This is a genomic window from Pseudomonas capeferrum, assembly GCF_000731675.1.
Taxonomy (GTDB): Bacteria; Pseudomonadota; Gammaproteobacteria; order Pseudomonadales; family Pseudomonadaceae; genus Aquipseudomonas; species Aquipseudomonas capeferrum.
Window position 1 is genome coordinate 1584275 of the sequence record NZ_JMIT01000001.1, and the last position, 13985, is coordinate 1598259.

A 13985-nucleotide genomic window follows, 5' to 3' on the forward strand; every position below is an offset into this window, starting at 1 on the left:
GAACGCAGGCGCATGTCGCTAGAGTTTGAAGCGCACGTGAATCGTGCTTTTACGTTCACTGCGATCCACCGTGATCGCCAGGCTGCCATAGCCCGAATAGCTTTTTACCAGGCGCATGCCCAGCCCGGTACCGGTAGGTTTGGGGTAAGACTCCGGAAAGCCATCGCCCTCGTCCGATACCGTGATCAGGGCATGATCACCGTGGCCCATTACGCTGACATCCACCGTGCCTCTTCCATACTTCAGCGAGTTAGTGATCAGTTCGGATATCACCAGGCCCAGTGGCGCCATTCTTTCGGGCGCAAGAATGAACGTGTCAGCATGCAGCACTATCTTGCGGTCGGCCAATGCCTTGCCCAGATCACCCAGTAGCGCCTCTAGATAATCCGAGACGCGCACGTGTTGCGTTTCAGCATTCTGATAAAGACGCTCATGGACGCTGGCAATGGTCAATACCCGGGTCGCGGCTGTTTCCAGTTGCAGTTTGACCGCTTCATCAGCGGCCATGTTTGCCTGCAACAGCAATAAGGTGTTGACCAAGTGCAGGCTGTTCTTCACCCGGTGGTGGATTTCTTCCAGGTGCAGGTCGGTTTTATTCAACTTGGTATTTTGTGCATCGATCAACGATAACAATTGGGCTTCATGATGCCGACGTTCGGTAATGTCACGCGACACGGCGATAATCTTTGCAAATTCGCCCTGCTCGCCAAATATTGGCGCAACCGTCACATCCCACCATTTCGGCTCATTCTGCAGGGTCGGGCAGAACGCCTCGAAGCGCGCTGACTCCCCACCCGCTACTCTTCTGATAGCGTCCAGCACCACACTGCGGGATTCATCTGGCCAGATCTGCGGCCACGCCACCCCACGTATCTGAGCGAGGTCGCCGATGTGCAACAGGCACATGCCAGCATCGTTCATGAACTCGATATCGCCGCTCGCCGAGAGGATTTTCACGCAGTCAGGGCTGGCGTTCAGCACACTTTCGGAATACGGGTCCGTAGACTGCATTTCTGCGCCTGCCGTGATCCTTTCCACCGCCATGGAGATGACATTGGCAATGCCTTCCAGGAACACCAGGTCGCTTTCGATGAAGTCTTCGCCATTGCTGCTGTCCGCTTCGAGTACGCCAAAGGGGGCGGTGGTGCCTCGAATAGGCACGTTGATCGCTCGCTCGATGCCGTATTTCTTGAGCAGCGAGGGGGTTCTGAAACGTTGCTCCTGCCCCAGATGGTTCGACAGCACAGGCCTGTAGGTCGAGATGGCGTAGCCCGCAGGGCTGGCGATATCGCCACCCACCGTGGCGTGCCCGATATCAGCGTCATCCCAACCCACACCATGGGACAGCAAAAACTCATCGCTGTCGGGTATCGGCGTAAGCACCTTGGCAAAGCGGGTGTCCATGCCCTTGGCCACGGCAGAGCAGGCTTGGGTCAGCAACGTATCCAGGTCAGACGACTTGAGTGACATGACGCCGTACTCGACTACCAGTTCATGCTGGCGATGAAGCCTGGCGTGCGACTTCTGCAACGCGGCGCGAATCGTTTCGTCAGGGGTTTGATGCATGGGGACGATATCCAAAGCTGGTTGAGATGCACGCTGAAACGGTTGCGCCGCTGTGCCAGACGTCAAGTAACATAGCAGCAGATGCCAAGCTAAGAACATGGCTGACAGACGTGAATTCAGCTATCTGGTTTATCACCGCTCATCGCCTGGGCGCAACGACGAAAACAGTCTAACTGCGCGGCAAGCAGATGCGCCCTGCGCTACCCAAGGCCAATTCGCACCTTATGGAGCAGGTCACTGACCTGAAACGGTTTGATCAGCAGGTCCATCCCGGTATCCAGGAACGCCTGACGATCCAGCGCAGTCTCGGCGTAGCCGGTCATGAACAGCACCGGTAGCGCCGGGCGGTAACTACGCGCCATATCCGCCAGTTCGCGGCCGCTCATGCCTGGCAGCCCGACATCGGTCAAGAGCAATTCGATACTGGCGTCTTCACGCAAGCAGTCCAGCGCCTGTTCGGTGGTTTCCGCCAAGGTGCAACGATAACCCGCATCGGCCAGCACTTCTGCCACCGACAGGCGTACCGAGGCCATGTCTTCGACAACCAGCACATGCTCGCCGGCGCCCTGGTGGTTCAACGGCGACGCTTGCTCCTCACAGGCCACCTGACGGCTACTGGCCGGCAACATCAACGTCACCTCGGTGCCCTGCCCTGGCACGCTGCGGATCGACACATGCCCGCTCGATTGGCGGGCAAAGCCGTAGATGGTCGACAACCCCAGCCCGGTACCTTGGCCGACCGGTTTGGTGGTGAAAAAGGGGTCGAAGACCCTTTCCAAAACCTCAGGCTCGATGCCAGCGCCATCGTCGCGTACGGTCACCGCCACATAGGGGCCGTCTTGCAGGTAGGCATTGCCGTGCGACCAACTCGCGGCAGTGTTGACCCAGATATGCCCACCCTGGGCCAAGGCATCACGGGCGTTGATCACCAGGTTGAGCACTGCGCTCTCCAGCTGGATCGGGTCGACCAGGGCAATCGTCGGCTCGCTGGAAAGCGCCAGCTGCAGCACGATACGTTCGCCAATGGTGCGGGTGATCAGCTCTTCAAGCGAACGAACCCGTTCGTTGACGTCCACTGGGCGGGTGTCGAGCGGTTGCTGACGTGCGAACGCCAACAGCCTGTGGGTCAGCGATGCCGCGCTCATGGCCGAACTGAGCGCAGCGTCTGCGTAGGTGGGGATTTTCTCCAGTTGGTTCTGCCCCACCCGTTTGCGGATCAGTTCCAGGCTGGTAATGATACCGGTCAGCAGGTTGTTGAAATCATGGGCGATCCCGCCTGTGAGGCTGCCCAGGGCATCCATCTTCTGCAATTGCAGCAATTGCGCCTCGGTCTGCGCCCGCTGCGCCATTTCCCGCGCCAGGCGGGTATTGGCGTCGTCCAGGCGCGCCAGGTGCGAGCGCTCACGGTGGCGATGCTCGGTGACGTCCTCGACAAACACCAGGCATAACCCCGGCGCCCGGTAGGGCGAGAGCTGCCATTCGGTGTCGCGTTGCAGGCCGCGCACGCTCATGCCCAGGGTGCCACGCCAGCGCCGGCCATCGGCCATGTGCTGGCGCAAGGCGACAATGGCGGCATGCTGGCCGTCGACAAAGCACTCCTGCAGTGTGTCGGGGTTGCGGTTGTCCTGGATCAGCTGGGCAAATGCACGGTTGCACTCATGCACCTTGAGCCCGGCATCGAGCACGGCGATCGGTGCCGACACATTGTTGAAAATTTCCCGGAAGTTGGCCTCGCTTGCGCGCAGTGCCCGCTCGGTATCGCGCACCCGCATCAGGGTCCGCAGGGTGGCGACCAGTACATCCGGGTCCACCGGGTGCACCAAGTAGGCGTCGGCACCGGCATCGAGCCCGGTAATGATGTCGCCGGTCTGGATCGACGCCGCCGACACGTGAATCACCGGCAGCAAGGCGGTCTCAGGGTCGGCACGGAGCAACCGGACAACATCGAAGCCGCTCATGTCGGGCAGGTTGACATCCAGGATCAACCCATCGATCTGCTCACTGTGGATCAGTGCCAACCCCTCGCCACCGGTGCCCGCTTCGAGGATCTGATAGCCATGCAACGCCAGGCGCCGACGCAGCGCATACCGGGTGGCTGCGTTGTCGTCGACGATGAGCAGGCGAATGTCAGGGTTCATCAGCGCCCTCCTGAGCCAAAGCCAGCGGAATGATGACAAAGAACGTGGAACCGGCGCCCGGCACGCTCTCCACCCCCACCTCGCCGCCCAGCAAGGCCGCGAAGCGTTTGCACAGTGACAGACCAAGGCCGGTGCCGCGCAGGCGTTTTTGCAGCGGCGAGTCGATCTGGGCGAAGTCTTCGAACAAGCCACCCAGCAGCTCAGCGGCGATGCCGATGCCGGTGTCGGTGACAGCGAAACGGATCTGGTCGCTGCCCAGCAGTTGCGCCGACACCCGCACCTCACCGCGGGTGGTGAACTTGAGGGCATTGGCGATGTAATTGCGCAGGATCTGCGCCAGTTTCTTGTCATCGGTGTAGATCCGCGGCAACCCCTCCGGCTCTTCGAAGATCAGGTCCACGCTACCGGTGTCGACAATCGGCCGGAACATCCCGCGCAAGGCGGCGAACAGGTCGAGCATGTCGAACCAGGCTGGCGAGATGGTGATACGGCCGGCCTCGATCTTGGCCAGGTCGAGCAGGTCGTCGACCATGTCGCTGAGTTCGCGCGTTGCAATGCTGACGAAGGCCACCTGCAATTGCTGCTCCTTGCTCAGCGGCCCGTCCACCTCATCGGCGAGCAGGCTGGTGATGCTCAGGATCGAGCCCAGCGGCGTGCGGAACTCATGGCTCATGTAGGAAAGGAAGCGGCTTTTCAGGTCCGATGCCTGGCGTAACTGCTCGGCTTGGGTGTCCAGCTCTGCGTAGAGCGCCAGCACCCCCTGGTTGGTTTCTTCCAGTTCTGCGCGCAGCGCTTCATTTTCGGCCTGCAGGCGTGCCACACAGGCAGCCTGCGCGGCGCGGTTTTCGGGCGTTGACTCAGGCATGCACGGTCTCCAGGTCGAGCACCAGCACAGTCACATCGTCCCGCCCACGGCAGAAGTCGCGATGCAGTACCGCAGCGATCACGGCCGGGTGGCGGTGCACCAGGCCCGGGTAGGCTTGGAGGTTCCAGCGAGATTGCAGGCCGTCACTGAACATGATCAACAGATTCCCCTTCACATGAGCGTAGTCGAACACTTGCCCCTTGCGGTACTGCCCACCGACGATGCCCGGGTGAGAGGCCAGGCCACGCGGTCTATCGCCACCGACCAATGTTGCGCCAATGTTACCGATGCCGATGAACTTCACGCTGTCGTGCCCCCCTTCATACTGGGCAATCGCAACAGCCCCACCGCGCGTACCTGCCATGGCCTGGTGCAATTCGCCCAGCAGATGAAGCGGTGCACTGAACGGGCTCTGGGCGAACGCCTGGGCACCGGCCTTGGCGGCGCGTTCAGCCTCCTCGCCATGGCCCAGGCCGTCGATCAGCAACGCACTCAAACGCTGCTCGCCGAGCGTCACGTGCCACGTATCACCGCAGGCCGGGTCGTCATGCAGCGAATGCTGGCTGATACCCAGGCGAATGTCCCTGGGCGTATCAGCCTGTTTATAAAGGCGCGCCAGCACCACGGCCCCTTGGGCATCGCTGTGCACATCGAATACCTGCGCCAAGCGGCTGACAGCGCCCAGGCCAATACCCGCGGTTGCGCCGGTGGAGTAACCGTCGACCAGGCAATGGTTGAGGTCGAAACCTTGGCCGCGATCCACCGCCAGCAGTTCGATGCCAGGCTGGCTGGCAGGGCCAAGCACGCGCAGGTGCAGTTCGCCGCATTTGGCATGCTTGAGCACATTGCTGGCCAGTTCGGTCGCGACAATGGCCGCCCGGCCCGCATCGGTGGCGTCAAAGCCCTGCTGTTCGGCGAGTTTCTGCACGACCCGTCGGGCGTGCCCGACCTGGGTAGCATCGTCAATGCGCAGGACCTGGGTCAGGCTTGCAGTCAGGTTCATATCCATCGGGTGATCATTACCCGGGTGCCTCGCCCGGGAGCGGTATCCAGCTCGAACTCATCGACCAGGCGTCGCGCCCCGGTCAGGCCCAGGCCCAAGCCACTGCCGGATGTCCAGCCATCGGTCAACGCCAGTTTGATGTCGGCAATGCCTGGCCCCTCATCCCGGAAGACCAGACGTACACCAGTACGGCCGGCCTCTTCGATGACCTCCCAGTCCATGTCGCCACCCCCGCCGTACACCACGGTATTGCGGGCCAGTTCACTGACGGCCGTGACCAGCTTGGTCAGGTCGACCAGGCGCATGCCGCAGTCACTGGCGAGCTTGCGCGTCAATTGGCGGGCCAGCACGACGTCCTGTTCGATGCGTACCGGCTGGCTGCCATGCTCGCGAATGGTCATGGGCGGCCTACCCGCTTGCGCAACAGGTGCATGCCACGATCGACATTGAGTGCAGTGCTGACCCCGGGCAGGGTTAGCCCGAGCTCCACCAAAGTGATCGCGACCGCTGGCTGCATGCCGACCAGGACGGTCTCGGCATCCATGATCCGTGACAACCCCGAAATAGTGGCGATCATGCGGCCGATGAACGAATCGACCATGTCCAGCGCCGAGATGTCGATCAGCACGCCCCGGGCGCTGGTGTGTTCGATGCGATCGGTAAGATCGTCCTGCAGGCGCAGTGCCAGTTGGTCATGCATGTCGACCTGGATGGTCACCAGCAGGAACTCGCCCATTTGCAATATGGGGATACGCTCCATTGCCTCACACTCGCTCGCCAGCAGTGGTACCCAGGCGCGACAGCGCCAGTTTCAGCGCATCGGCCAGGTTGGACTTGGTGGTCAGGGTGCCCAGGTCCAGGCCCAGGTGCACGATGGTTTGCGCAATCTGCGGGCGCACGCCGCTGATGATGCAGTCGGCGCCCATCAGGCGGATGGCGGTTACGGTCTTGAGCAGGTGCTGGGCCACCAGGGTATCGACCGTCGGCACACCGGTGATGTCGATGATGGCGATTTCCGAGCCTGTGTCGACGATGCGTTGCAACAACGACTCCATCACCGTCTGGCTGCGCTGGGAGTCAAGCGTGCCGATCAATGGCAGCGCCAGTACGCCCTCCCACAGTTTCACCACCGGGGTGGACAGCTCCAGCAGTTCCTCTTGCTGACGCTTGATCACTGCCTCGCGGTTTTTTTGGTAGGTGCGGATGGTGTGCAGCCCGAAGGCATCGAACAGTGAAGATATTTCCCAAAGCTGTTCGGCCAGCAGCGCGGGCTGCTCGCGGTAATGGGCTTGAAGCAGGTCGAACAGCGGCCCTTTCAGGGCAAAGATGAAGAACGCGGTCTGGTGGGATTCCTGACCGACCTGCGCACGGCTGGCAGAGAGTTTTTCCAGGAAGCGGCGCGTCTCCTCCCAGCCTTCGGCGCCAATGTGGGTGCTGCTCTCACGGCCCAGGCCGTCGATCACCAATTGCAGGAAATCACGGGTCTCCTGGCGCAGGTCCTGTTCACGGATATTACGCGCCGCCCCCTTGGCTTCGAGAGCTTCAAGCCAACTACGCTGCAACTGCGCCTGATTGCCGACAATCGCTTCCAACGTACTGCTTTGCAGTGCTGCCATGTCAAGTTCGCTCCGATATGCCTAGCCGGTGCCCCGAGAATCGTGCCGGCTCCGGAAAGTGACATTTGCCGATGAGAATAGTTGTGGCGATCGGCAAATAATTGCATTGCGCCACCGTGTGTGGGACTAACTTTAGGCCAAGTTTGTGGGGTGCGTTGGTGGCGACCGTCTTCGAGATAGGGTGGCGGCGGCTAGTGTTCTCCCCTTATCTCCCGCCAAGCACATCGCAGCCCTACTACCTTCCCACCAATGCCCGAAGCGCCTTTCAAACCGGCAACTCGGTCGTCAACTTGATCTTCTCCATAGGCACTTCAGTCTTGACGTTCTGCACCACGCTCAGGCTGGTCAGGTGCGCGATCTGGAACCGACGGTAAGCGTCCAGGTCCGCCGCGACCACCCGCAGCAGCAAATCGCAATCGCCCGCCATCACATGGCACTCCACCACTTCGGGCAGCAGGCGCACTGCCTCGACGAATTCATCGGTGGTCTGCTGGTCCTGGCGCTTGAGCCACACCCGCACGAACAGGGTCAGGCCCAGCGCCACCTTGGCCGGGTCCACCAGCGCCACGTAGCGCTCGATCACCCCCGCTTCTTCCAGCAGGCGCACCCGCCGCAAGCACGGCGAGGGGGATAGCCCCACCTGCTTGGCCAGCTCCTGGTTCTGTAGACGGCCGTCGCGTTGCAGCGCCCGCAGGATACGGCGATCGATAGCGTCGAGTTTGATTGGCATGCAAAACCTTTAAATGGAGTTTCTCGGCATCTGATGCCAAATCCTCGGCGCATGCGCGCAACTACGCAAGCCAATTTCAGCGATACATTGAAATAATTTGCCTCCACTGGAGGAAGCCATGACAACCCTTGAACCCTTACTGAACGCTTCACCCGCGCTGGTGCTGCCGCTGCTGGGCGACCTGCGCAGCTACGGATTGGACATGGCCTTTAGCGCAGTCTTGCTGGTGCTGCTCAACGGCATGTGGCGAGGCGTGCACGCCGCCATGCCCTGGCTGTTCAGCCTGATCACGGCTGACCTGTTCTACCTGCTGATTCCCGGTGCCTGGTACGTGCTGGCGGGTACGCTGGCGGGCCTGGTCGGCGCTTATCTATGGGCAAAGCCATGATCGGCGCCGCGCCGGGCTGCCTGCTGGTCGCCTTGCTAGCGCCCTGGTTGGTCTCTGGCTCCCCAGCCGACCTCGTCGCCCTGGCGCTCACCGCGTATGCCGCTTCACGGTATTGCCTGTTACCGGTGGTGCTGTTCGCCATCATCGTGACCGCCGCGTTGCGGGCGCTACTGCCCGCCTGAGGCGAGCATGCCGGCTGCGGGCAAGCTTTCTAGAAATGCATCGATCTGCCGGCCGCCGCGCAAGTGCACGGTAGGAACATCGGGCCCGAGCGCCTGGCGCAGTGCATCGATACCTGGGCGGTAGCCACGGTCGAACTGCCACACGAAATTCAGGAACGTCAGGAACGCCCGGTCGAGCTTCTCTGTACACCCCGCGGGCAGGTCCGACCGGGGCCGGTTCATCACGCTGCGTACGATCACCCGCTTGAAGCAGGTCAGCCGAGGCGTATCGAGCCAGATGACCAGGTCGGCACGGGGCAGGCGCAGGTCGAAGGTGCGCCGGGCATAGTTGCCTTCACACACCCAGGCCTGCCCCGCAATCGCTGCACCCACCCGGGTGCGGAACTGCTCGGCGTCAGGCTCGACCCAGCCGGGCTCCCAGAACAGGGTGTCCAGGTGAACCACCGGCAGGCCGAGGCGCTTGCCCAAGGCGCGGGCAAGGGTCGATTTGCCGCTGCCGGCATTTCCCAGAATCACAATCCGTTGCATGGCGGCTTCCTGTGGCGAAAAAAGCCGGCGATTGTGCGGGTTTTGGTCGGGCAACCCAAGACCAGAATGCGATCACAGGCGCCGAATTACACTTTCTTACTCTTTCACGTGTGTTCCAGGAAGACTGATCCTCACCAACTCGGCAAAGTACCGCGCACCGGTCACCAGTATTTCATCGTTGAAGTCATAGCCGGCATTGTGCAGGGGCGTCGCTCCGTCCTGCCCCTCTGCGCCGTTGCCAATGAACACGAAGTTGCCTGGCACCGTCTGGAGGAATGCGCCGAAGTCTTCGGAAATCATCATGGGTGACACCTCTGGGTCTACGGCCTTGTCACCCACCACATTGCGTGCAGCTGCAATGGCAATGTCGGTATTGTTCGCCCAGTTCACGGTCGGCGCAAACTCGTGGCTGTACTCGAACCTGCAGGTGGCGCCATGCATTCGGCAGATGCCTTCACTGATCTCGCGCATGCGCTGCTCAAGCAGACGCTGCACCTCAGGGCTGTAACTGCGGGTGTCCCCTTTGATCGTCACATGCGTGGGGATGGCGTTGCGAATACCGTCGGTGATGAATTCGGTGCAGGAAACCACTGCAGGCAAGCTGGGGTCGACGTTGCGCGAAACGATGGTTTGCAACGCCAGTACGATCTCGGCGCCAATCACCAAGGGGTCGATACCCATGTGCGGCCGAGCCGCATGGGTGCCCCGCCCTTGGATATGGATGACGAAGTTATCTTCGCTGGCCATGATCCCCCCGGCGCGCGTGGCGATATGGCCTGCCGGCATGCCTGGCATGTTGTGGGCACCGTAGATGGCATCCACCGCAAAGCGCTCGAATAACCCGTCCGCCATCATCGCCTTGGCACCGCGGCCGTGCTCCTCGGCCGGCTGGAAGATGAACCTGACGGTACCCTCGAAGTCGCGCCGACTGCACAGAAGCGCTGCAGCGCCCAGGACCATTGCCATGTGCCCGTCGTGGCCACAGGCATGCATCTTTCCAGGGTTGCAGGACGCGTGAGCGCGCCCTTTCGCCTGCTCGGTGATGTTCAAGGCATCCATGTCGGCGCGAATGCCGATTACCCCACGCCCTTCCCCGACTGTCAGGCTTGCGACAACCCCTGTTCCGCCTATTCCCCTGTGCACTTCCAGGCCTAGACCTGTGAGGATGCTGGCAACCTCGTCTGCTGTCGTGAACTCTTCGAATCCGGTTTCAGGGTGGCGATGGAAGGTGTGCCGCCATTGCTTGATGCGCTGCTCGAATGCTTGCTCGTTGCTCATGCTGGAAGTCTCCTGTTACTGGGTCAGCGAAGGGTGTCGATCAGACGGTTGAGGTATCGAGTGCGCCGCGTCGTCGTTGTGCCAGACACTGCTCTCGGCCAGATACGGGGTGCGGTAGCCACTGCGAACCCCCAAGCGATAGAACGCGAATGCGACAGCTGCCACGACGGCCATGTCCACACCCTCAGGCAAGATGCCAAGCCCGCCAAATGCTTCACTGCCGATGCAGGACACCAGCGCCATGGCCGGCAAATAGCCGATCAACCACACTGCGGCACGCACCTCACGAGCAAACCCCGTCCAGCCGCTTTTGGCCTGGTAGTAGAAGTACAGGGGCAAAGCACCGATCACCAGCAGGATGACCTGGCCGGTCAATGGCCAGCGCGCCCAGTACAACACCAGCGATGCACAGATGAAGGCAAATGGCGCTATGACGGGCATGCCCTTCAAACGCAGAGGGCGTTTGACATCGGCTGCATGCACCCGCAAGGACATTACGCTGACGGGGCCTGTCAAAAACGAAATGATCACCGCGACAGAAATCACCGCAGCCAGCGTGCCCCACCCCCGGAAGAAGAACAGGAAGACAAAGCTCACCGCCAGGTTCAGCCACATCGCCTGACGCGGGACGCCATACAGGGGGTGGAGGTTGCCGAACACCTTGGGCAGCGTGTTGTTCTTCTCCATCGCATAGATCATTCGCGCAGTGGTCGCGGTATAGATCGCCCCCGTACCCGATGGGCTCACGAACGCGTCCAGATAAAGCAGCATCGCCAGCCAGTTGAGGTTCAGCGCCAAGGCCAGCTGCGCCAACGGCGAGTCAAAGTTCAGGCTGTGCCAGCCCGAAGCAATGCTTTCAGGGCTTACTGCCCCGATGAAGGCCACCTGCAGCAGCACGTAGATGATCAAAGCGATCAGCACCGAGCCGATCAACGCGAACGGGATGCTACGCCCCGGGTTGCGGGCCTCCCCGGCGAGGCTGACCGGGCTCTGGAAACCGTTGTAACTGAATACGATGCCGCTGGCGGCAACGGCCGTGAACACGGCTGACCACCCATAGGGGGCGAAACTGGAGACTGAACCGTCACCAAAGTTCTCGCTGTTGAAGCTGGCCATGCTCAACGCCACCGCAGTCAATGCAGGCACCACCAGCTTGAACACGGTAATGGCCGTGTTGGTCTTGACGAACAGTTTCACCCCCCAGTAATTGAGGGCGAAATACACCAGTACCAATGCCCCGCTGCCGACCAGCCCTGTGCTGGTCAGTTCACCCTGATGCACCAACGCCCTCGCCCAGGGGAATGGCCAGGAGGCCATGTACTGGACCGAGGCAATCGCTTCGATGGGGATGACTGAAACGATCGAGATCCAGTTTGCCCATGCGGCCATGAAACCCACCAGCGATCCATGCGAGTACCGTGCGTAGCGCACCATGCCGCCTGATTCCGGGAACATGGCGCCCATTTCGGCATATGTGAGGGCGATCGCAAGGACGACGACTGCACCAATCACCCATGCCAGGATTGCAGCCGGCCCGGCAATGGCCGAAGCGTGCCAGGCGCCAAACAGCCAGCCTGAGCCAATGATGGAGCCGAGGCCGGTCAGCATCAGCGACCACGGGCTGATGTCTCGTTTTATCGTGTTCATGGAGTCTCCGATTGTTGTTCTTGTGTGGAGCACCCAAGCGCTTGGCCCAAGCCCTTGGGTAAACCTGCCTAGGGCTCAGGCGGCGGGCGCCCAGGCGCTCTGGCGGGCCAGCACCGACTCCGCGCTCTCGCCCAGCAGCTCGGCGTAGACACCGGGGGCGGTGGCGCCTTCGGTGCTGATCAACAACACCCGTGAATTGGCGTTGATGCCCAGGTCTGTAGCGCGGCCTGCGCCTTCGACCAGGCAACCGAGAGCAGCCAGCCCGGCGACACTCGATTCACCCGCCACCAGTGGAATGTCCCGCGCACTGCCAGCGGCCAGGCGGCGCATGGCTGCGATGGCCTGGTCATCTTCGATGGTCATGAAGTAATCGACACTGGCGGCCAGGAACCGCCAGGCCAACGGCGAGGTTTCGCCACACGCCAGCCCGGCCATCACCGAGTCCACCGAGCCGGTCGCCCGTGCCGGTCTGCCGGCAAGCGCACTTTGGTACAAGCAATCGGCCTGCACCGGCTCAACCATGATGAAGGTCGGCCGGTCTGCCCCGTACCGCTCCCACAGGTAGCTGACGATGCCTGCCGCCAGGCCACCTACCCCGCCTTGCAGAAAAACATGGGTGAAAGCAGGTTGTGCCGCAGCCGTAGCCGTCGCCTCGACGATTTCCGCCGCGATAGTGCCGTAGCCCTGCATGACATCACGGGGGATCACCTCGTAACCGTCGTAGGAGGTATCGGAAACCACCACCCAGTGGTTGCTGGCGGCCAGGGCAGCAGCGTGCTCGACAGATTGGTCATAGTTGCCAGTGATCCGCACGATCTGTGCGCCGTAGGCGGCGATGGCCTGCTCGCGCTCGATACTGACCTGCGCATGCAGCACGATCACGCAGCGGCAACCCATGCTTTGCGCGGCAGCCGCCAGCCCTTTGCCGTGGTTGCCATCGGTGGCACTGACCACGGTGAAGTCCGCCAGCACCCCGGCGTATTTACCGTCCAGCAGCCCATGCGGGTCAAACTGCTGTTCAGGGAAGGTCCGCAAGACCAGCCGCACCAGCGCGATGGGTGCGCCCAAAGCCTTGAAACTGCCCAACACCGAGCGCACGGATTCGTCTTTCACCATGATCTGCGCCACACCAAGCGCACCTGCCAGGTCAGGCAGGGAATACAAGGGTGTTGCTCCCGCATTGAGCTGTGACCAGTGGGACAGCCACTGGCGGCTTTCATGGGCCTTGGCGATGCTCATGACCGCTTTTAGCGAGTCCGGGTAAGGCTGGCGGCTGGCCTTGGGGTTGGCGATAAACATGCAGCACTCCTTTCAACAGGCAACAAGACGCCCCTACCGCTGCATTCAGGCCTCAGCGGGTTGGGATCGAGAGAAGGAATCAGCCGATGGTGCGCAAACGGTGCCGGAAGCCCCGGTCTTGCACCCTGATCAACCTATGGAGAAATTCTATTCAGCTGCTGCGCACTAGAATCTTGATTTTCAGTGAAGACATGAACTTCTATTACGATTTACATCACTCCACACCCTTTCCATTACGGACTATTCACCATGCCCCTCGATCACTTCGACCTGGCCTTGCTCGACGCGGTGCAGCGCGACGCTGGTACTTCACAACTGGACCTTGGCAGCCAGGTCAATCTCTCCTCCGCAGCGGTAAACAGGCGGCTGAAAAAGATGACCGAGGATGGCGTCATTCGCGGCACCGTTGCACAGGTAGATGCGCAAAAGCTTGGCTACACACTCACGGTCATCGCCCAGGTGGAATTCGAGAACGAGCGACTGGATTTACTCGACGCCATGAAAAAGACCTTTCTGGCCTGCCCGCAGGTGCAGCAGTGCTTTTATGTCGCCGGCGAGTGCGACTTTGTGCTGATCCTGCTGGTGCGCGACATGGAGCAGTACACGCAGCTCACGCGTGAACTGTTTTTTCAGAGCAACAACGTGAAGCGGTTCAAGACGCTGGTCTCGATGAGCAATGTGAAGACGGGAGTATTCGTACCTACCCTGGATTGAGGCGCGCACAGGTACGCGGCGACTCTGCCCC

At 61.4% G+C, this 13985-nt stretch carries 15 protein-coding genes; 3 read left to right on the plus strand and 12 right to left on the minus strand.

From position 1 onward, the window contains the following. Positions 1-18 precede the first annotated feature (18 nt). The 8 genes from PC358_RS07180 to PC358_RS07215 form a co-directional block, all read right to left on the minus strand. Positions 19-1566 carry a sensor histidine kinase gene (locus PC358_RS07180; protein WP_033698512.1) on the minus strand — a complete coding sequence of 516 codons (1548 nt, stop codon included), beginning with the start codon at positions 1564-1566 and terminating at the stop codon, positions 19-21. 200 nt (positions 1567-1766) lie between these two features. Next, positions 1767-3704, minus strand: a complete 1938-nt coding sequence (locus PC358_RS07185; protein WP_033698515.1) for a response regulator — start codon at positions 3702-3704, stop codon at positions 1767-1769. Continuing rightward, positions 3694-4569, minus strand: a complete 876-nt coding sequence (locus PC358_RS07190; RefSeq protein WP_033698517.1) for a sensor histidine kinase — start codon at positions 4567-4569, stop codon at positions 3694-3696. Before PC358_RS07190 ends, PC358_RS07185 begins: the two co-directional genes overlap by 11 nt. After that, positions 4562-5578, minus strand: a complete 1017-nt coding sequence (locus PC358_RS07195) for an ATP-binding protein (protein ID WP_177326499.1) — start codon at positions 5576-5578, stop codon at positions 4562-4564. Before PC358_RS07195 ends, PC358_RS07190 begins: the two co-directional genes overlap by 8 nt. Beyond that, positions 5569-5973, minus strand: a complete 405-nt coding sequence (locus tag PC358_RS07200) for an ATP-binding protein (RefSeq protein ID WP_033698519.1) — start codon at positions 5971-5973, stop codon at positions 5569-5571. The genes PC358_RS07195 and PC358_RS07200 overlap by 10 nt, the downstream gene beginning before the upstream one ends. Beyond that, on the minus strand, positions 5970-6332 hold the full coding sequence (locus tag PC358_RS07205; RefSeq protein ID WP_033698520.1) for an STAS domain-containing protein: 363 nt from the start codon (positions 6330-6332) through the stop codon (positions 5970-5972). The genes PC358_RS07200 and PC358_RS07205 overlap by 4 nt, the downstream gene beginning before the upstream one ends. A gap of 4 nt (positions 6333-6336) precedes the next feature. Beyond that, a complete protein-coding gene (locus PC358_RS07210) occupies positions 6337-7188 on the minus strand; it encodes an STAS domain-containing protein (RefSeq protein WP_033698521.1) in 852 nt (283 codons plus the stop codon). Between the two features lie 265 nt (positions 7189-7453). Then, complete coding sequence (locus PC358_RS07215) at positions 7454-7918, minus strand: Lrp/AsnC family transcriptional regulator (RefSeq protein ID WP_081874722.1); 465 nt, start codon at positions 7916-7918, stop codon at positions 7454-7456. Positions 7919-8036: 118 nt separating this feature from the next. On the opposite strand from PC358_RS07215, the gene PC358_RS07220 reads away from it, so the two are divergent. Together PC358_RS07220 and PC358_RS07225 are read left to right on the plus strand one after the other, a co-directional pair. After that, entirely contained in the window at positions 8037-8306 is a 270-nt protein-coding gene (locus tag PC358_RS07220; RefSeq protein WP_033698522.1) for a hypothetical protein, read from the plus strand. After that, complete coding sequence (locus PC358_RS07225) at positions 8291-8488, plus strand: hypothetical protein (RefSeq protein WP_050506073.1); 198 nt, start codon at positions 8291-8293, stop codon at positions 8486-8488. The genes PC358_RS07220 and PC358_RS07225 overlap by 16 nt, the downstream gene beginning before the upstream one ends. On the opposite strand, the gene PC358_RS07230 is transcribed toward PC358_RS07225, so the two are convergent. From PC358_RS07230 to PC358_RS07245, 4 genes are all read right to left on the minus strand, one after another. After that, positions 8474-9016: a P-loop NTPase family protein gene (locus PC358_RS07230; protein ID WP_033698523.1), complete on the minus strand. Its 543-nt coding sequence runs from the start codon at positions 9014-9016 to the stop codon at positions 8474-8476. The genes PC358_RS07225 and PC358_RS07230 overlap by 15 nt on opposite strands. A gap of 96 nt (positions 9017-9112) precedes the next feature. After that, positions 9113-10294 carry a M20 aminoacylase family protein gene (locus tag PC358_RS07235; RefSeq protein WP_033698524.1) on the minus strand — a complete coding sequence of 394 codons (1182 nt, stop codon included), beginning with the start codon at positions 10292-10294 and terminating at the stop codon, positions 9113-9115. Between the two features lie 15 nt (positions 10295-10309). Further along, the gene (locus PC358_RS07240) at positions 10310-11941 is read right to left on the minus strand and encodes an APC family permease (RefSeq protein WP_081874723.1); all 1632 of its coding nucleotides are present in this window, start codon (positions 11939-11941) and stop codon (positions 10310-10312) included. 75 nt (positions 11942-12016) lie between these two features. After that, on the minus strand, positions 12017-13240 hold the full coding sequence (locus PC358_RS07245; RefSeq protein WP_033698526.1) for a diaminopropionate ammonia-lyase: 1224 nt from the start codon (positions 13238-13240) through the stop codon (positions 12017-12019). Positions 13241-13489: 249 nt separating this feature from the next. Here PC358_RS07245 and PC358_RS07250 point away from each other — a divergent pair, with 249 nt between their 5' ends. After that, a complete protein-coding gene (locus PC358_RS07250; protein ID WP_033698527.1) occupies positions 13490-13954 on the plus strand; it encodes an Lrp/AsnC family transcriptional regulator in 465 nt (154 codons plus the stop codon). Positions 13955-13985 lie beyond the last annotated feature (31 nt).

Excerpts from the sequence above, each read along its gene's own strand:
- PC358_RS07245 (WP_033698526.1), bottom strand. The coding sequence starts at position 13,240 with ATGTTTATCGCCAACCCCAAGGCCAGCCGCCAGCCTTACCCGGACTCG.
- PC358_RS07230 (WP_033698523.1), bottom strand. The coding sequence starts at position 9,016 with ATGCAACGGATTGTGATTCTGGGAAATGCCGGCAGCGGCAAATCGACC.
- PC358_RS07220 (WP_033698522.1), top strand. The coding sequence starts at position 8,037 with ATGACAACCCTTGAACCCTTACTGAACGCTTCACCCGCGCTGGTGCTG.
- PC358_RS07190 (WP_033698517.1), bottom strand. The coding sequence starts at position 4,569 with ATGCCTGAGTCAACGCCCGAAAACCGCGCCGCGCAGGCTGCCTGTGTG.
- PC358_RS07200 (WP_033698519.1), bottom strand. The coding sequence starts at position 5,973 with ATGACCATTCGCGAGCATGGCAGCCAGCCGGTACGCATCGAACAGGAC.
- PC358_RS07185 (WP_033698515.1), bottom strand. The coding sequence starts at position 3,704 with ATGAACCCTGACATTCGCCTGCTCATCGTCGACGACAACGCAGCCACC.
- PC358_RS07250 (WP_033698527.1), top strand. The coding sequence starts at position 13,490 with ATGCCCCTCGATCACTTCGACCTGGCCTTGCTCGACGCGGTGCAGCGC.
- PC358_RS07235 (WP_033698524.1), bottom strand. The coding sequence starts at position 10,294 with ATGAGCAACGAGCAAGCATTCGAGCAGCGCATCAAGCAATGGCGGCAC.
- PC358_RS07205 (WP_033698520.1), bottom strand. The coding sequence starts at position 6,332 with ATGGAGCGTATCCCCATATTGCAAATGGGCGAGTTCCTGCTGGTGACC.
- PC358_RS07240 (WP_081874723.1), bottom strand. The coding sequence starts at position 11,941 with ATGAACACGATAAAACGAGACATCAGCCCGTGGTCGCTGATGCTGACC.
- PC358_RS07215 (WP_081874722.1), bottom strand. The coding sequence starts at position 7,918 with ATGCCAATCAAACTCGACGCTATCGATCGCCGTATCCTGCGGGCGCTG.
- PC358_RS07195 (WP_177326499.1), bottom strand. The coding sequence starts at position 5,578 with ATGGATATGAACCTGACTGCAAGCCTGACCCAGGTCCTGCGCATTGAC.
- PC358_RS07225 (WP_050506073.1), top strand. The coding sequence starts at position 8,291 with ATGGGCAAAGCCATGATCGGCGCCGCGCCGGGCTGCCTGCTGGTCGCC.
- PC358_RS07210 (WP_033698521.1), bottom strand. The coding sequence starts at position 7,188 with ATGGCAGCACTGCAAAGCAGTACGTTGGAAGCGATTGTCGGCAATCAG.
- PC358_RS07180 (WP_033698512.1), bottom strand. The coding sequence starts at position 1,566 with ATGCATCAAACCCCTGACGAAACGATTCGCGCCGCGTTGCAGAAGTCG.